At 44.5% G+C, this 18,610-nt stretch carries 14 protein-coding genes and 1 tRNA gene; 13 read left to right on the top strand and 2 right to left on the bottom strand.

From position 1 onward, the window contains the following. Position 1 precedes the first annotated feature (1 nt). The 6 genes from mutY to rlmM all read left to right on the top strand — a co-directional run bounded on the left by mutY (position 2) and on the right by rlmM (position 4,439). A complete protein-coding gene (gene mutY, locus MJX74_RS11265; protein WP_240222951.1) occupies positions 2–1,087 on the top strand; it encodes an A/G-specific adenine glycosylase in 1,086 nt (361 codons plus the stop codon). Further along, complete coding sequence (locus MJX74_RS11260) at positions 1,084–1,356, top strand: oxidative damage protection protein (protein WP_240222950.1); 273 nt, start codon at positions 1,084–1,086, stop codon at positions 1,354–1,356. The genes mutY and MJX74_RS11260 overlap by 4 nt, the downstream gene beginning before the upstream one ends. Before the next feature lie 95 nt (positions 1,357–1,451). Continuing rightward, positions 1,452–2,387, top strand: coding sequence for a transcriptional regulator GcvA (locus tag MJX74_RS11255; RefSeq protein WP_068232145.1), 936 nt, complete (start codon positions 1,452–1,454; stop codon positions 2,385–2,387). After that, entirely contained in the window at positions 2,368–3,006 is a 639-nt protein-coding gene (locus MJX74_RS11250) for an alpha/beta family hydrolase (RefSeq protein WP_240222949.1), read from the top strand. Before MJX74_RS11255 ends, MJX74_RS11250 begins: the two co-directional genes overlap by 20 nt. Then, positions 2,981–3,355, top strand: coding sequence for a DUF423 domain-containing protein (locus tag MJX74_RS11245; RefSeq protein ID WP_240222948.1), 375 nt, complete (start codon positions 2,981–2,983; stop codon positions 3,353–3,355). Before MJX74_RS11250 ends, MJX74_RS11245 begins: the two co-directional genes overlap by 26 nt. A gap of 1 nt (position 3,356) precedes the next feature. Continuing rightward, on the top strand, positions 3,357–4,439 hold the full coding sequence (gene rlmM, locus MJX74_RS11240) for a 23S rRNA (cytidine(2498)-2'-O)-methyltransferase RlmM (protein WP_240222947.1): 1,083 nt from the start codon (positions 3,357–3,359) through the stop codon (positions 4,437–4,439). Between the two features lie 22 nt (positions 4,440–4,461). Here the strand turns inward: rlmM and MJX74_RS11235 are convergent, their stop codons facing one another. Continuing rightward, positions 4,462–5,586 carry an endonuclease/exonuclease/phosphatase family protein gene (locus tag MJX74_RS11235; RefSeq protein WP_240222945.1) on the bottom strand — a complete coding sequence of 375 codons (1,125 nt, stop codon included), beginning with the start codon at positions 5,584–5,586 and terminating at the stop codon, positions 4,462–4,464. Positions 5,587–5,980: 394 nt separating this feature from the next. Between MJX74_RS11235 and MJX74_RS11230 the strand changes: the two genes are divergently transcribed. The 6 genes from MJX74_RS11230 (at position 5,981) to MJX74_RS11205 (ending at position 15,639) form a co-directional block, all read left to right on the top strand. Then, positions 5,981–9,094, top strand: coding sequence for a TonB-dependent receptor (locus MJX74_RS11230; RefSeq protein ID WP_240222944.1), 3,114 nt, complete (start codon positions 5,981–5,983; stop codon positions 9,092–9,094). Positions 9,095–9,401: 307 nt separating this feature from the next. Next, entirely contained in the window at positions 9,402–12,482 is a 3,081-nt protein-coding gene (locus tag MJX74_RS11225) for a TonB-dependent receptor (RefSeq protein ID WP_240222943.1), read from the top strand. A 119-nt stretch (positions 12,483–12,601) separates the two neighbouring features. Next, positions 12,602–13,234: a uridine kinase gene (udk, locus tag MJX74_RS11220; RefSeq protein ID WP_240222942.1), complete on the top strand. Its 633-nt coding sequence runs from the start codon at positions 12,602–12,604 to the stop codon at positions 13,232–13,234. 20 nt (positions 13,235–13,254) lie between these two features. Continuing rightward, on the top strand, positions 13,255–14,463 hold the full coding sequence (locus MJX74_RS11215) for a NupC/NupG family nucleoside CNT transporter (protein WP_240222941.1): 1,209 nt from the start codon (positions 13,255–13,257) through the stop codon (positions 14,461–14,463). Between the two features lie 16 nt (positions 14,464–14,479). Next, positions 14,480–15,430 (top strand): isopenicillin N synthase family dioxygenase, encoded by a 951-nt coding sequence (locus MJX74_RS11210; protein WP_240222940.1) that lies wholly within the window; start codon positions 14,480–14,482, stop codon positions 15,428–15,430. Positions 15,431–15,553: 123 nt separating this feature from the next. Continuing rightward, a tRNA-Leu gene (locus MJX74_RS11205) sits at positions 15,554–15,639 on the top strand. Positions 15,640–15,677: 38 nt separating this feature from the next. Here MJX74_RS11205 and MJX74_RS11200 read toward each other — a convergent pair. Further along, on the bottom strand, positions 15,678–17,144 hold the full coding sequence (locus MJX74_RS11200) for a RimK family protein (RefSeq protein ID WP_240222938.1): 1,467 nt from the start codon (positions 17,142–17,144) through the stop codon (positions 15,678–15,680). 164 nt (positions 17,145–17,308) lie between these two features. Here MJX74_RS11200 and MJX74_RS11195 point away from each other — a divergent pair, with 164 nt between their 5' ends. Further along, positions 17,309–18,439, top strand: a complete 1,131-nt coding sequence (locus MJX74_RS11195) for a peptidase C39 family protein (RefSeq protein WP_240222937.1) — start codon at positions 17,309–17,311, stop codon at positions 18,437–18,439. Positions 18,440–18,610: the final 171 nt, after the last annotated feature.

The following is an 18,610-nucleotide window of genomic DNA, read 5'->3' as shown; positions in this document are numbered from 1 at the left end:
TATGTTAGCGCAACAGGATGCAGTTTGGTTTTCAAATCAGCTGGTTAGCTGGTATCAGCAGCACGGGCGCAAAACACTACCGTGGCAGCTGAATAAAAGCCCGTATAAAACCTGGCTTAGCGAAGTTATGCTGCAGCAAACCCAGGTTGCCACAGTAATTCCTTATTTTCAGCGTTTTACCACGCGCTTTGTCGATATTAATACTCTGGCGCAGGCGCCACTTGATGAGGTGCTGCATTTATGGACCGGCCTTGGCTACTACGCCCGGGCGCGCAATTTACATAAAGCGGCGCAGGTTATGGCGGCGCAGTATAACGGCGACTTTCCGACAGAATTTGACCAGGTGCTGGCGCTGCCGGGCGTGGGCCGCTCAACAGCTGGGGCGGTGTTATCTTTAGCACTGGGGCAGCATTATCCTATTTTGGATGGTAACTGTAAGCGTGTGTTGGCCCGTTTTGCTGCTATATCCGGCTGGCCCGGTGAGAAGAAGGTAGAGCAGCAGTTATGGCAGCTGGCAGAACAGCTAACTCCAAAAGACAGGGTAGGTGCGTTTAATCAGGCAATGATGGATCTTGGCGCTACTTTGTGCAGCCGCAGTAAACCGCGCTGTGTTGAATGCCCGCTTAAATTAAAGTGCCAAGCTGCACTGGCTGGTGAGCATGCATTGTATCCTGGTAAAAAAGCCAAAAAAGCCCTGCCGGAAAAACAGAGCTTCTGGTTGTTGTTACAGCACGGCGATAAAGTGCTATTGTCGCAGCGCCCGGCGTCTGGCCTTTGGGGCGGCTTGTTTGGTTTTATTGAGTTTGCCTCCGCAGCAGAGCGTGAGCAATATATTGCATTAAATGCGCTCGACGTTGAAAGCAGCGAAGAGCTGGCAGGCTTTCGCCATACTTTCAGCCATTTTCATTTATGGATCCAGCCAAAGCGGGTAAAACTAAAACATGCCCCTGTTGCGGTGCAGGAGCAATCTGCACCGACTTGGTTTACAATAAATGCCATTCCTCAGGTTGGCTTGTCGGCACCGGCAAAACAACTGTTTCAGCAGTTATTAGCTGCAAATCCGGACAAAAAGGACAAACCACTATGAGCCGTACCGTATTTTGTGAGTATCTAAACAAAGAAGCAGCCGGGCTGGATTTTCAGCTGTATCCTGGCGAGCTGGGTAAAAAGATTTTTAACAGCATCAGCAAAGAAGCTTTTGCGCTGTGGCAAGCCAAGCAAATTATGCTTATCAATGAAAAAAAACTGAATATGATGAACCCGGAACACCGGCAGTTTTTAGAAGCACAAATGGAAGCTTTTCTGTTTAAAGGCGAAGAGGTTGAAATTGAGGGCTACAAGCCAGTAGAGAAGTAAACTTAGCTTAGCTTGTTGCTGGCGTAGTGGCGACGACGGCGTTATAATTCGGATTAGAAATTTTAATCATCAGATTTAATAATCTAAGAGATACCATGGCGCGTCGTCTGCCCCCGCTTAATGCATTAAAAGCCTTTGAAACTGCTGCCAGGCACTTAAGTTTTACCAAGGCGGCAGAAGAAATGTACGTGACCCAAGCCGCTATCAGCCATCAGATTAAAGCGTTGGAGGATCATCTTGGCCTTAAGCTGTTTATGCGAAAAAACCGCTCTTTGCTGCTGACAGAGGAAGGCCAAAGCTATTTTCTGGATATTAAAGAAATATTTTTGCAGCTGCATGAATCTACCGAAAAACTGTTGGCGCGCGGTGCCAAAGGCTCGTTAACTGTAAGCCTGCAGCCGAGTTTTGCTATTCAGTGGTTAGTGCCAAGGTTAAACCAGTTTAGTGAACAACACCCGGATATAGATGTACGCATTAAAGCCGTGGATTTAGACGAAGGTTCACTGACCGATGACGTTGACGTGGCGATTTATTATGGCCGTGGCACCTGGCGCAATTTGCATGCAGATAAATTGCATACTGAATACTTACTGCCGGTGTGCTCACCACTGTTATTAAACAGCACTAAGCCATTGTCAGAGCCCACTGATTTGCAATATCACAATTTACTGCATGACGGTTCGCGCCGTGCCTGGAAAGCCTGGTTTACTACGCAAGGCTTTAAGCATTTTAATGTTAATCAGGGGCCTATTTTCAGCCACTCTTCCATGGTGTTGCAGGCAGCTATTCATGGCCAGGGTGTGGCATTGGCGCATAACGTGCTGGCGAGGCCAGATATAAACTCAGGTCGCTTAATAGTGCCGTTTAACCATGTGCTAATTTCTAAAGATGCTTATTATTTAGTTTGCCGTGAAAGCCAGACTGAGCTGGGTAAAATTACTGCGTTTCGCCAGTGGATGGTATCGATGGTAGAAGCTGAGCAAGCCGCTTTTGCAGAACAGCAGTTTACCAATGCGGTTGCCCTTGACTGACGTGTTAATTAATAAGGTCGTAACAGCCAAAGCCCGCTTACTGTTAGCTCATGGTGCCGGCGCTGGTGCCAGCAGTGGCTTTATGCAGCAGCTGTCACAGCAACTGGCGGCATTTAATATAGAAGTATGGCGCTTTAACTTTGCTTATATGCAGCGCTATGTCGACAGCGGTAAGCGCAGCTTACCGGATAAAATGCCGCTATTGCTGGCTGAATTCAGCCGCCGGCTGGATAACTGCCCGACGGATTTACCGTTATTTATCGGCGGCAAATCGATGGGCGGCCGGGTAGCTAGTATGCTAAGCCAACATAGTAACGTAAAAGCGATATTTGCCTTTGGTTATCCGTTTCACCCGCCGAGAAAGCAAAGCTGGCGCACAGAGCATTTTGCACAGTTGGCTTGCCCGTTATTTATTGCCCAGGGCGAGCGGGATGCTTTTGGCTCTAAAGCCGAACTGGCCGCCATGCAATGGCCTAAAGTAACAACACACTGGCTGGCAGATGGCGATCATGATTTTAAACCCAGAGTAAAAAGCGGCCTGACACAGCAACAACTGATTAGTGACGCCGCGCAATTTTGCAGCAGGAATATTGATGAAGTACTTTTGGCAGCTAAGTAATAGCGTCACTGCTTTATATGGTGGCGCAGTAGTGGGGTTAAGTGCAGTGCTGATGCATTTATGGCAAGGGCAGTTAAATGCAGAGGCTATATCCCGGACAATAAGCGCCCTTGCGATGCTGGCATTTCATGCTTTGGCGTTGCTGGCGATAGGGCAGCAACGCACCGACGCTAAATTGGTTAAGCTGGTGGCGGTTGTCTGGCATCTGGGGCTGTGGTTTTTTGTCTGGACTATACTGGCAGGTGTGTTTGCACTGCCGTTTTATTATTCACAACTGGCGCCTATCGGTGGCCAGTTGCTTATTGCTGCCTGGCTGCTGTTTGCTGTAAGTGCCTGGCGGCGGAGTTAACATGAAACAATTATTACTGTACTGCCGCGCCGGTTTTGAAAAAGAATGCGTAGCCGAAATTCAGCACAAAGCTGCTTTGCATAATGTATTTGGTTACTGCAAATTAAGCGCTGACAGTGCCTACGTGATTTTTGAAGCTTATGATGCTGACAGCCTGGCGCAGTTTTACCGCGATTATCCGTTTGAGCAGTTTATCTTTATCCGTCAGTGGAGCCTGTTGCTGGCTGAGTTGCTTGAATTGCCGCCGGCAGATCGTATTGCACCGGTAATAGAGACCGTGCTTGGTGCAGAGTTAAGCGGTTGTGGTGAAATAAGGGTTGAGTATCCGGAAACCAACGACGGTAAAACCTTATCAACACTGGCACGTAAACTCACCGTGCCACTGCGCCAGTCATTACGCCAGGCCGGGGTGTTATTACCAAAAGAGCAAAAGCGCGCACCTGTACTGCACCTGTTTTTATTAACCGGCCAGCAAGGTTATGTTGGCTTGTCGTACCCCGAAAACAACAGCCCGCTGGAAAATGGCATTATGCGGCTGAAGTTCCCCAACGAAGCGCCAAGCCGCAGTACATTAAAGCTGGAGGAAGCCTTTATCCAGTTTATTCCTAAGCATGAGTGGGATAAGCGTTTATCGGGTGGTGTAAATGCGGTAGATCTTGGTGCCAGCCCCGGCGGCTGGACCTATCAGCTGGTAAAGCGCAGCATGATGGTAACGGCTATTGATAATGGCCCTATGGCAGAATCGCTGATGGAAACCGGTCAGGTTAAGCATTTAATGGTTGATGGTTTCAAGTTTGAACCGCAGAAAAAAAATGTGTACTGGGTTGTCTGCGACATGATTGAGCAGCCGCAGCGGGTGGCTGAACGGATGGGAGATTGGTTAATTAATGGCTGGTGTCAGGAAGCCATGTTTAATTTAAAACTGCCGATGAAAAAACGCTATGAAACCGTAACGGATATATTAACCCAGCTTGAGCAGCGACTTGCAGATGCAGATATTAAATTCCGCTTGCAGGTTAAGCACTTGTACCATGACCGTGAAGAAGTAACAGTACATGTGCAAAACCTGGTATTAAAATTCTGATGCCCGCCAGACTCAGTGCTGATTACTCAGCGCTGAGTGCAAGCTTAACCCACACCAGGCGGTGATCCGAGCTGGCTCCACGTGAACCAACTAGTGGGTAAAGTGGATCGGCTTTTACCGGCCAGAATATTCCGCTGTCTTTAATCACAAAACCTGCTTTTGACGGTAGCACATAATCAGCTCGCATCCGCCACTCCGCTGTGTGATAGGCTGCCTTGGCGTTATCAGGCGTATGCTCAGCGCCGCCCTTGCTTGCTGGTGGCATGCTGCTGTTAACCCGCGGGTGGTTATATAACGCATTAATACCACTATTTAAGGCATTGCCTTCATTATCAGCCGATGCATTTTGATCGCCCAGCAGCACAAAGCTGGCGGTTTCTGCTAATCCGCCTTTGTGGCCGTTGTCATCGTATATATAAGCTGCTTTTTCTGGCGTTAAATAATCAGCCCATAGACGTATTTCGTCGTGGTTACGAATGCCGTTACGGTTTTCCTCACCGTCAAATACCGGTGGCGTCGGGTGGCTGGCTAATACATGCACAGCTTTGCCGTTAATATTGAGCGGAATATCCCAGTGGCTTTTAGATGAAAGCGGAAACTCTGCCCAGGCATCTTTACTATACCAGGGGCTGCCATCGGCTTTTTGGGTTGGCATAAAGCCTGGCATATCTTTCCATTTAAACTGCTGAAAAGTGCGTACCTTGGCGATATCTATCGGGTATTTCGACAACAGCACCATACCATACTGGCCCGGATAAAAACCAAAGCCCCAGGCGTCTGCTCCTATGCCGGTTGCTTTACCATCGTTATCTAAATCATAAGGGCTGGGTTGGCCGGTATTTACTGTGTTGTAGTAGAAGTAGGGATAGTTAATGGCCTCAGCAGTGCCTTGCGGTTTGTTCAGGTAGTTTTTAATAAAAGCTTTTATGCCTTTATTACTATCGGCGATATAGTCAAATTCATTCAGCAATAGCACATCAGGGCGCACCAACTGGATAATATTAGCAATATTACGAATTTGCGGCTGGTTATCGGTTTGCAGTAACTCTGCCAGCACAGCAGGGCTGCCGGTTTGGCCTCTGGGTAAATAATTCTGGGCTTCCATGCTGACATTAAAAGTAGCAAAGGTAACTTCGGTGGCGTGCATATTTGAAGACGCTCCAAGGCTGATTAAGGTGCTAAAGCAGACAGAAGATAAAGTTTTTTTCATCGGCAACAGATTAGTAAATCAGACAGGCGAATAGCATAAAGTGCCAGAGTAATAAAAACCAGTAACTGCCGGTAAATGAATGAAAACGCTGGTTAAGTCGCTTTTTTTATAGCCAATTCAGGCCGGCATAGTGCGCAACTCAGACCTGCTATGTTACACTTATATGGCAAATCGCCTTAGGCCATGAAGAGGGAAAAAAGTTCCCGGAAAATGGTTAAGCGTAAGAAAAATGTAATATGGTTTGGTTACTATTGTCCCTCAAATTGAAGCAGCATTCTGTATTCAAATAGATTTAAATAAATACCTATAATTATCAGGTGAGAAAAACGATATGAAAGTTAAGAGTATAGCGCTTGCAGTAACGCTGGCTTTAGGTGCTACTAATATAGCAATGGCGCAGGAAACTACATCGTCGATTCGCGGTAACATTGTTACACAGAATGGTGAAGTTGCACCAAATACCAAAGTTGAAATTGTTCATGTGCCATCTGGTACAAGATCTATTGCTACTACAAATTCTTCAGGTGCATTTTCTAGTTCAGGTCTGCGAGTTGGTGGTCCCTATACTATTACTATTACTGGCTCCGCAGGCGCTAAAACCTACGAAAATATCTTTATTTCACTTGGTGAAACGTTACGTTTAAATGCTCAACTAGAACAAATTGAGAGAGTGTCTGTTTCTGGAACCAGAATTGTTGGTAGTAATAATGCAGGCAGTAGTAGTTATTTTGGTGAAGATGATATCGCTAATTCGCCAACATTTAACCGCGATTTAAAAGAAGTCGCACGGATGAATCCGTATGCAAACATCCTACCTGGTGCTAATGCTGAAATGAGTATTGCGGGTAGTAACCCAAAATATAACAGTACCACTATCGATGGTGTTGGTGTAAACGATGATTTTGGTTTAAATAGCAACGGCTATCCTACACAGCGCTCACCTATTTCTATTGATGCAATTGAGCAGATCTCTGTTGACGTAGCACCTTTTGATGCTGCTGAAGGTAATTTTAGTGGCGGTCGTATTAATGCAGTAACTAAGTCAGGTACCAATGAATTTACCGGCTCTTTGACATATGAAAAAATGTCAGACTCATGGGCTGGCAAATCAAAAAATCCAAAGACTGGTGTCGAGTCAGACTTAGATTTCGAACGTGACACATATAGTTTAACTTTAGGTGGGCCGTTAATTAAAGATACGTTGTTCTTTTTCGGTGCTTACGAGAAGACCACTGAACCTGCTCAGGTTACTGCTGGGCCGAAGGGAAGCGGCGCGATAAACGAAGCAACGATAACTGAAGCTGAGTTAGCGCGCGTCAAAGCGATCGCTCAGTCACGTTATGGCATTGATGATATCGGTTCATGGGGAAACTCCCCAGAAATCAAAGACGAAAGTATTCTTGTTAAACTTGACTGGAATATCAACCACGAGCATCGTGCGGCTTTTACTTATAACTCAAGCGAAGGTAGTTCAGTCCGTAACCAGACAACAAGTAGTAACGGTGTATTAAACCTTGATACGCACTGGTATACCTATACGCAAAAAATGGATATGTATCGTGCTGCACTGTTCTCTGACTGGACTCCTGATCTGTCAAGTGAAGCTTATATTAATCTTAAATCTGTAGATTCTGTTTCGGGCAATAAAACTGAAGAATACGGCGAAATAGTGATCCGTAGTTTATTGAACTTTGGTCCGGATGAGGCTCGCCATGCCAATGCGTTGAATACTGATGAATTAAAATTTGGTGTTAAATTCAATTACTTAGTTGGTGATCACAGCTTGAAGTTCGGTGGTGAGTACGCTTCACTTGATGTTTACAATGCTTTTGTTCGCAGAGCTTTAGGTGTTTGGACTTTCGAAAACATCGATGCTTTTGAAGCTGGTTCTGCCAGCCAGTTTACATATGATAATGCTTACACTAATGTTGCAAGTGATGCTGCAGCTGAGTTTACTTTCGGGTCTGCCAACCTGTATGTTCAGGACCAGTGGTATTTTAATGATGATATTGAAATTGGTTTGGGTTTACGCTACGAGCGTTTCTTCGTAAGTGATAAGCCAGCATTGAATGATACTTTTGTTGGTCGTTACGGTTTTTCTAATCAGGAGAATTTGGATGGCCTGTCAATTTTAATGCCACGTGTTAACGTAAAATGGACGGCTACCGACGACTTAACCTTGAGTGCTGGTTTTGGACGCTTCTCTGGAGGTAAACCCAATGTTTATATCTCCAACTCATTTTCAAACGATGGCACAACATTGGTTAGTTATGATGCAGCAGTTGCTGGTACCTCGCATTTATCTAATGTTACGTCTTTAACTGTGCCGCAAAACGTTCAAGATGCTATGTTCCCTGGTGATGGTTTCACTAACTTTATTGATCCTAACTATAAAATTCCTTCTGATTGGATTGCTCGTGTAGGTGCTGACTATGTTTTCTCTGTGCCAAATGTAGTTGAAGATGTTAACTTTTCTGCTGAGGTTATGAAGAAGTGGATGGTTGATAACAACCGTTGGACTGATGTGTCTCGTTGTAAGGACGGGGAAACAAGTGCTGGCGTTAATATCTATCAACCATGTGATCCTACAGCTAAAGAAAATCATTATGATTTAATGCTCACTAATGAAAAAAGTAGCGGCGATGCGTTAATTTTCACGACTAGCTTCAACAAAAATTGGGATAGTGGATTTACTGCTTATGCATCTTACACCTACCAAGATATTAATGAAGGTACGCCAGGAACTTCATCGACTGCGGATTCAAACTATCAATATAATGTTGTTGTTGATAGAAACGAAACGTTAATAGGCCGTGCTGACTATGAAATCCAACACTCACTGAAATTAGTTTTAGGTTACACGCACCAGTTCTTTGAAGGTTATGACTCTAAGTTTAATCTGTTTTTCCAGAGGCGCTCAGGTACGCATTTCAGCCGTACTTTTGGTTTATACCAAGACCGTGGCTTTGGTGATAACTCAAAGTTCTTCAGTAGCAGTGCTTATTTAGTTTACGTACCAACAGGTGTTGATGACCCAAATATTAGCCCTGACGGCATGCAATATGATGAAATCATGTCCTACCTAAATCAGGTTGGCTTGGGTAAGTATGCAGGTGGTTTTGCTCCTAAAGGTGTGGGTGAAACCCCTTGGACGAATACTTTAGATTTCCAATTCCAACAAGATTTACCTGGTTTTGCGAAAGGTCATAAAGGTTCATTCTATTTTACCATTAGTAACTTGCTTAACCTGATAGATAGTTCTAAAGGGGAAGTTCGCCGTATGGAGTACACGACTAACTCTATAGTTGATTTTGGCGGGTTAGACAGTGAGGGCCGTTATATTTATGAAAAACCGTTCAGAGACCCAATTACCGATAACTGGGATAAATATGAGCCGGAGCAATCAACCTGGCGTCTCAAATTAGGTGTGAGTTATCGCTTCTGATAGTTCAACCGGTTAAACGGATTTATTGACCTGAAAATGCCAGTTCTTAAACTGGCATTTTTTTTTCAGGTAAAGGAGCTGATTTATTGACCTTTTTTTGCTTGTTTTTCTCGCATCAAACAATTCACATGTTACACTTGTGTGTCAACTGAGCTCGACAACAAGAGGAGCTAAAAGTTCCCGTGAATTGGCTAGGCGTAAGAAATATGTAATATAAATTAGTTACCATAATTCCTCAAATTGAAAGCAGCATCTGTATTCAAATGGATTTAGATAAATACCTACAACTACCAGGTGAAAAAACGATATGAAGATTAAATATTTAGCTATTGCTGTCGCACTCTCTATGGGCGTAGCAAACGTTGCTTTTGCTGATACCTCATCAGCCATTCGGGGTGTAATTAGCAGCCCGCAAGGCTCTCCAGCGGCAGGTACGAAAATAACGATTTTGCACGTACCTTCAGGCACAAGCCGGCAGGCAGTTGTAAACGAAAGTGGATTTTTTAATGCTTCCGGTTTGAGAGTTGGTGGCCCTTATCAGATCATCGTCGACTCTGATGCATATGCTGATACGGTAATTAATGATATTTACCTTACATTAGGCGAAACTTTTCAACTCCAGCGTCAGTTAGAAGCATCTACTATTGAAAGAATTCAGGTTGCCGGAACCGCTATTTCCAGCCTGACGGGTGATAATGGTCCATCAGCACGTTTTGATAGCTATGCTCTTGAAGTTGCGCCTTCAATGAACCGTGATATTAAAGATGTAATTCGTGCTGATCCCCGCATTTATATCAATGAAACGAATGCTAGCTCTATACAGTGTGCCGGTGGCAGCCCACGGTCTAACAGCTTAACGGTAGATGGCGTTCGTATGAACGACAACTTTGGTCTGAATAGCAGTGGTTATCCAACGGAGCGGATTCCATTTTCATTTGATGCTATAGATCAGGTAGCTGTCGAGCTTGCGCCATTTGACGTGAAGTATGGCGGTTTCACTGCTTGTAATATTAATGCTGTTACCAAGTCAGGTTCTAATGAAGTTAGCGGTAGTGTTTTCGTTGACTACACTAATGATTCGATGAAAGGCGACAAGTTAGAAGGCGACAAGCAGAACCTTGGCTCTTATAACGAAAAACGCTACGGTGTGAATGTTGGCTTCCCGATAGTACAAGATAAGTTGTTTGCTTTTTTTGCCTATGAAAAGTTAGAAGGTTCAGAGATATTTGATTATGCACCTTTAGCAAATGGTCGTGTAACGCAAGCTCAGATAGATGAAATTACTTCAATTGCAAAAGATGTTTACAACTACGATCCTGGTTCTACAATTCCAAGTATGCCGGTTGAAGATGAAAAGATTTTGCTGAAGATTGACTGGAACATTAACGAACTACACCGCGCAAACTTCCTATATAACTATAACGATGGTTACGCTATAGCGCAGTCTGATGCTGGTTCTGATCGCCTGTCACTATCGAATCACTTCTACGAGCGCGGAGCTGAGCTAAATGCTTATGTTACGTCTTTATATTCAGATTGGACGCCAGATTTTTCTACTGAAGTTCGCCTTGGTTACTCTGAGTTGCGTAATCGCCAGCTGTCAATCGATGCCGCCAGTGGCTTTGGTGAAGTTCAGGTACTTGGCGTAAATGGAACCACTATCTATTTAGGCCCTGATGACTCACGTCAGTCCAATATTTTAAATTACGATAATTTGTCTTTCAAACTGGCTGGTACTTACTATTTGAACGACCATGAACTGTATTTTGGATATGAGTATGAAAACTTAGATGTTTTCAACTTATTCGTACAAAACAGCGTCGGTCAATACCGTTTTTCTGGTATTGAGGCATTCAGGAATGGTTTAGCAAGAGCTTATTACGGTAATGCTTCATCGCATAATCCGAACGATGCTGCTGGTGAATTTAAATATAATATCCACACGGTTTACGCTCAGGATAAGTATCGTTTGCCTAATGCAGACGTAACTATTACGGCAGGTTTACGTTATGACTGGTATACCAGTGACAGCGTTCCTACTTATAATGCTAAATTTGAAGACCGCTACGGTTATTCTAACCAGCAAAATCTGGATGGCAAAAGTCTATTGCAACCTCGTTTAGGTATTAACTGGGTTGCCACTGAACAACTTGAAGTTCGTGGTGGTGTCGGTCTATATTCTGGTGGTAATCCTAACGTATGGATTTCTAACAGCTACTCCAATGATGGCATACGCAATATTCAAATTAACCAACGTGACATGCAACTGTTAGGGCCAAATGCTGTTGCTCTTACAGGTGAAGGCCGTCCGGGGTATGACGTACCTCAAGCATTGTATGATGCGGTTGGCTCTGGAACTGCTGATTCTACGACTAACGTCACAGATCCAGATTTCAAAATCCCTTCTGAGTGGAAGTATGCTTTAGGTGCTACATACAGCTTTGACAGTGGTTATGTTGTATCTGCAGATCTATTACACAGCAGAAAGAAAAACTCAGCTCTGATCAAGGACCTCTCGCTAGATCAAACCGGCACCGCGCCAGACGGTCGTCCTGTATATACTTCTAGACGTGGTTCAAATAATGATTTCCTGTTGACGAACCGGCAGGGAGATGATGCTCGGTCTACGGTTTTTTCATTGTCAGGCACTAAGTCTTTTGATAATGGCGTCGATATCGCTTTAGCATATGCTTATACTGATTCTAAAGACGTACATCCGATGAACAGTTCGGTGGCATTTTCTAATTACCACTATGTTTCTGCGTCAGATACTGAAAACTTAGCTTTATCAACATCCGACTATGAAATTCCTCATCGTTTTACACTGAACTTATCTTATGCCCATGAGTTTTTTGCAAGCTATGAAACTCGTTTCAGTTTATTCGGCCAGGTAGTTAAGAGTAATTCTTATGGTTATACCTTTGACCGTTCAAGCTCGGGTTTAGGTTTTAACGATGCAAGCCGTCAGTTGTTATACGTTCCAACTTTAAACGATAGCAGTGTTGTCTTCGCATCTGCGGAAAATGAAACTAATTTTAACAACTGGATAACTGAGCAAGGGCTTGAAGGTTATCGCGGCAGCATCATGCCACGTAATGCTCTGAGTGGTAGCTGGTGGAATAAGTTTGATATTCGTGTTGAACAACAGTTCCCAGGTTTTACTGCAGAGCATAAAGGTAGCGTTTACTTCGTGATGGAGAACGTTGGTAATTTCCTGAATGATGACTGGGGTATTGTTAAAGAAGGTAGTTCACAGACGTCAGCCGTGACCACCAGTGTTAACGCTAATGGCCAGTATGTTTATACCTTCAACCAGCCAACAGCCGAAAACCGCCGTATTGAACCTTCTCTATGGGAAGTTCGCATAGGTTTAAGCTATAAGTTCTAATCTGTTTAATAAACAGTAAAATAAAAATGCCAGTCGTACTCGACTGGCATTTTTTTATTTCTAATTCAGGCGTAATTAGCGATAATCAGCAGCTAATTTCTGCAAAAGTGAACGTGCCAGTGGGAAAAAATACTATTATCGCTATTGCCGGTGCTTCTGCATCAGGTAAAAGCCTTTTTGCATCAACGGTATACCAGGAACTGGTAGCTGAGTTGGGCGGTGAGCGTATCGCTATTTTATCGGAAGATGCCTACTATCGCGATCAGAGCCATTTGTCGTTTGAACAACGCACGTTAACTAATTATGACCACCCTGCAGCTTTTGAACATGAATTACTGGCTGCGCATTTGCGCGCGCTACGTGCCGGTAAAGCCATACAAATGCCGCAATATAGCTATAAAATACACACCCGTACTGACGAAACTATAGCGGTGCAACCGGCGAAAGTAATTCTGGTTGAAGGGATTTTGCTGCTGACTGATGAGCAGTTAAGAGAGCAGTTTGATATTACGGTATTTATGGATACGCCGCTGGATGTCTGCCTGTTAAGGCGTATAAAACGTGATTTAGAGGACAGAGGCCGCAGTTTAAGCTCGGTAACTGAGCAATATGAAAACTCCGTAAGGCCAGCTTTTTTTGAGTTTATCGCGCCTTCCAAACAGCATGCCGATCTGGTGGTGACCCGCGGCGGTAAAAACCAGATTGCTATCGATATAATAAAAGCAAAAATTCGCCAGTTGCTGGCTGAATAATAATAATCAGGGAATAACGTATGATGGGATTAGTGGGCATTGTTGCCCTGTTACTGGTGGCGTATGCCGCATCTGCCAACCGCAGCCGGATAAATTGGCGCACCGTGGGTGGTGCCTTTGCAATTCAGTTGGCAATAGGGGCTTTTGTCTTGTATGTGCCTTTTGGCCAGGATGTGCTGTACAGCATTTCAGCTTTTGTCGCCAATGTTATCAGTTATGCTACCTCTGGCATTGAGTTTCTGTTTGGCGATATCGGCCGTAAATCACAAGGCTTTATTTTCGCAGTGCATGTGCTGACGATTATTATCTTTTTCTCATCGTTAATTGCAGTGCTGTACCATATAGGTGTTATGACCTGGATTATCCGTATTATTGGTGGTGGTTTGCAAAAACTGCTGGGCACCAGCCGGCCGGAGTCTATGTCGGCGGCGGCAAATATTTTTGTTGGTCAAACCGAAGCGCCGTTAATAGTTCGGCCTTTTATCCCTACCATGACCCGTTCTGAATTATTTGCCGTTATGGTAGGTGGTTTAGCTTCTGTTGCTGGCTCTGTACTTGCAGGTTATGCCGGTTTGGGCATTGAACTTAAATACCTGATTGCTGCTAGTTTTATGGCTGCACCGGGTGGGTTTTTAATGGCAAAACTCATTTTGCCGGAAACCGAACAACCGAAGAATGAGTTGAACGAGATACAGGCTGATACTCAGCATACCAACTTAATTGATGCTGCTGCTGCTGGCGCCTCCAGCGGTATGCAATTGGCATTAAATGTTGGTGCTATGCTGCTGGCTTTTGTTGGTTTGATTGCATTAGTTAATGGCGCTATTGGTGGCATTGCCAATTGGTTTGGCGTTGAAGGTTTAACACTACAGGTGATATTTGGTTATGTGTTTCAACCGTTAGCCTTTATTCTCGGAGTCTCCTGGGATGAGGCCCGGATGGCCGGCAGTTTTATTGGCCAAAAACTGGTAATTAATGAATTTGTCGCATACCTCGACTTTGTGCAAGTGAAAGATCAATTAAGCGCTCATACTCAGGTGATAGTAACTATCGCTCTGTGTGGTTTTGCTAACTTTTCTTCAATTGCTATTTTATTAGGTGGTTTGGGCGGAATGGCTCCAAGTCGCCGTGCTGATATTGCTGAGCTGGGTTTAAAAGCCTTACTTGCGGCAACATTAGCTAACTTAATGAGCGCTACTATTGCAGGGCTCTTTTTTTCCTTAGGCTAAAAAACAGGTCTTTTATATGACACAGCAAGTTCCAACGTTAGATATAAGACGGTTTGCCACCGACAAAGATAACTTTGTTGCCGAAATTGGCAAGGCCTACACTGAGTTTGGATTCTGCGGCATTAGCGGCCATGGTATTCCGGATGAAGTGGTAGCAAATACTTACACAGCAATTAAGCAATTTTTCGCTTTACCGAGTGAGGTTAAAGCGAAATACCATAAACCGGGTCAGGGCGGGGCTCGCGGTTATACTGCTGTTGGCGTCGAAAAAGCTAAAGACTCTAATCACCCGGATTTAAAAGAGTTCTGGCATGTGGGTCGTGAGCTGGATGGCCCTGCACCGCATCCCAGCTTATATCCTAATGTTTGGCCAACTGAGGTAGACGGTTTTAAGCAAGCTACTTATGCGCTGTATAGCGAGTTGGAAAAGCTTGGTAATACCGTATTGGAAGCGCTGGCATTGTTTTTGCAGCAAGAGCAAAGTTACTTTGCCGATAAAGTAAATTACGGTAACTCGATTTTACGGCCTATACATTATCCGCCAATTAAAGATACCAGCACTCAGTCTATTCGCGCCGGCCAGCATGAAGATATTAATCTTATTACCTTGTTGGTAGGGTCTAATGAAGCCGGGCTGGAAATTTTACGCCGTGATGGCAGCTGGCTACCGGTAACCACTATTGAAGGCACTATAGTGGTGAACATTGGCGATATGCTGCAGCGTTTGACCAACCATGTATTGCCATCCACCACTCATCGAGTGGTTAATCCGGCAGGTGCTGCGGCAGGTGAACCGCGCTATTCAATTCCGTTCTTTATGCATCCGAACCCGGATTATGTGATAAAGACATTGGATAGCTGCATCAGTGCCGACAGGCCCAATCGTTACCCTGAGCCGATTAACTCTAACGACTACTTAATGCAGCGTTTAGAGGAGATTGGGTTACTGAAAAAGACGAAATACTAAGCATCTTGCTTGGTATTTGTCCGAACGATATAAAACGATACAAAATGTGCATTTTCACAGTTGACTGGTTTTATAAAGTCGCTATACTGCACGCCATGTTAAGCGCTGAGCGCGAAACATAACGCAGATGTGGTGGAATTGGTAGACACGCAAGCTTCAGGTGTTTGTGCCCACAAGGCGTGAGAGTTCGAGTCTCTCCATCTGCACCAAATCAACCGGCCCAGGCCGGTTTTTTTGCGTCCATAGTTCACCGTTTTAGTTCTATACGGCGAATAAAGTCCTCAACAATCATGTCGTACAGTTTATTTCCCAGAAACAAATCTTCTACGCCATCATCAATATTCGGATTATCGTTAACTTCTATTACGTAAACTTTATCGCCGTCTTGTTTTACATCCACGCCATATAAACTATCGCCTATAGGTGCGCAAGCGCGGATAGCGGCATCAAGTACATGCGATGGCACTTCAGTAACAGCACAGGTGCTAAAGCCACCACTTTCTGTCTTTGCTTTACCATGTTTATAAATTTGCCAGTGGTTACGTGCCATAAAATACTTACAGGCAAAAATGGCCATGCCGTTCAGCACACCAATACGCCAGTCGTATTCGGTAAAGGTATAACGCTGGGCCAGAATAATCGCGCTTTGCTCAAACAGCGCACTAAGTTGTGAGCGCAACTCGGTCAGGGTTTTTACTTTTACCACCCCGCGGGAAAAACTGCCGTCGGGGATCTTCAGCACTAAGGGCAAACCGAGAGTGTCGGCAGCACGCTCTAAGTTATCTTCATCCTGCTTAAACAGCATAATGCCATCAGGCATCGGTACTTTATGCTGCTCAAATAAGGTTTGCAGATACACTTTGTTGCCACAGCGCAATATCGAGTTAGGGTCGTCAATTACCGCCAATCCTTCGCGCTCGGCTTTTAATGCCATATGAAAGGTATGATGGTTCACTCCGGTTGTTTCACGAATAAACAAACCATCAAATTCTGCTAGCCGGTGAATATCTCGAGAGCTGATCTGCTCGGTATCCATCGCGGCTTTTTTGGCTGCTTTGCTAAACAGTTCCAGCGATTTAGGCGTGCAGGGCGGGAACTTCTCTTTCGGATCAACTAATACGGCCAGATCATACTTATATTTACGGTTAGTCGGTTCTACCCGCCAGATCTTGTGGCTATAGCGCTCCAACGTATTGCCGAACAAGCTTTGCTCTTGCTCGTTCAGTTTATGCACACTGCCGATTTTTAGTGTTTTCACCTGCCAGGTAGCTTTCTTTTGCAACTCGACACGCAGTATAGGTACCGAAAAGGCATCAAACAGGTAGCCAGCCACTTTTTTCAGTGCTTTATGCTCAGTTTCACCGAAGTAAATATTAAAAATAAGCTGCGTGCTGGTTTCATCAACTAAAGCTTTGTTGAGCTGGGTTAAGATAGTGCCGGGAATTTCTTCGGCAATATCGGCTATTTCATGGCGGTTAAATTTATTAAACGCCCGCACAGAAGGTACTACGTGATGGCCGCGCGCTTCTGCCAGCAATGAACAGTAATAGCCGCTCCCTAGGTACTGCGCCTGGCGGCATAAGTTAATCACCCGGGTACGTTGTTTATTTTTTGCTGACCATTTCAAATAGGCCGGTAACGTCATTACGCCATCATACTGATGAAAAGGTGCCCAATCCTGAGCTTTGTCGACTACGATAATAAGTTTGGCCATTGCGACTCCTGTAATTTTGCTAAAGCATGTCGTGGTGTGACAACAAAAGACAGCGAAGAAATCTGCACTACAACAGTTAAATTTCTTGTTGGCTTTTCATTTGTTTAGCTGGTGTTATCCTAAACTTAGTTAAAAACCAGATAAAGGCAATAATGAGTGTAGTTATGGCGTTACCCGCAGATACAGCTATGTTATCCATCAGAAATGCCAGTTTGTCTGATTTGGCTACCTTGGTAGCATTAGAGAATAAGTGTTTTACTGCTGACCGCATCAGCTTGCGTAGCTTTAAACGCTTTATCGCGGAAAAGCGCAGCGACCTGTTGTTGGTTGAGCAGTCAGAGCAGGTAGTAGGGTACTTTTTACTTATTTATCGCAGAGGCACCAGCCTGGCACGTTTATATTCTCTGGCGGTTGACCCTGCCTGTCGTAAGCAGGGCATAGCAGAGTTTCTGATGTTGCATGCTGAGCAAACGGCGGCAGCCAGGCGTTGTGTATTGCTGCGTTTAGAGGTGCGTTACGACAATATGGCTGCTATTCGCTTATACCAGAAACTCAATTACCATGAGTTTGCCGTTAAGCATGACTTTTACGAAGATCACTCTGATGCTATCTGTATGCAAAAACAGACTATTCAATTCAATGACAGATCGCTAAATCGGCAAGTACCTTATATAGTGCAAACCACACCTTTTACCTGTGGGCCGGCTTGCTTATTAATGGTGTTTAATTATTTTCAACCGGGCAAGTTTGACCCTACTGCTTTGGAAATTGATATCTGGCGCGAGGCCACGACTATTTTTATGACCTCAGGTCATGGCGGCTGTGGTCCAAGGGGCTTAGCTTTAGCTGCACATAACAGGGGGTTTTCAGTTGAAGTTTTCTTAAATAAAGAAGGCCCGCTATTTACTGACACGGTGCGCAGTGAAGTTAAAAAAGCGATTTTGCAGCGCGTGCATGATTCATTCCGGCAAAAAGTAGAACAAAGTGGCATAGTGCTACAACGCTCAGAGCTCGGTATCAGCAAGATAAAACAGTTACTGCAGGATGGTGCTTTATTGCTGGTGCTTATCAGCACCTGGCAGTTTGATAAAAGCAAAGCGCCGCATTGGGTAGTGGTATGTGCAGTGGATGAACACTTTGTCTACATTAATGATCCCGACACTGAAGATATCCCCTGGCTGTCTGCTGCTGAGCGGCAATATATTCCGGTAGAGCATAGTGTATTTATCAAAGCCTTTAGTTACGGTAAAAGCCGGCTTAAAGCGGCGGTAGTAATCAGAGCGGGTGAAAAGTAGCGCATTTTGTCTGCTTTTATAGCATTTTGTGCAATTAATCGGCTAACGATATTAAAACTGTCATTTTTCTCAAATAACCGCTTGCAGGTATTTCAAAACGCCCTATAATGCGCGCCATGCCACGGGGTGCTGCAGTTTGGGTGTCTCGGGTGAGTTAAAACGGTTCGCAAA

The organism is Rheinheimera hassiensis, from assembly GCF_022436675.1.
Taxonomy (GTDB): domain Bacteria; phylum Pseudomonadota; class Gammaproteobacteria; order Enterobacterales; family Alteromonadaceae; genus Alishewanella; species Alishewanella hassiensis.
Note: the sequence above shows the minus strand (reverse complement) of the source record. Positions and strands in the feature narration are given on the sequence as shown.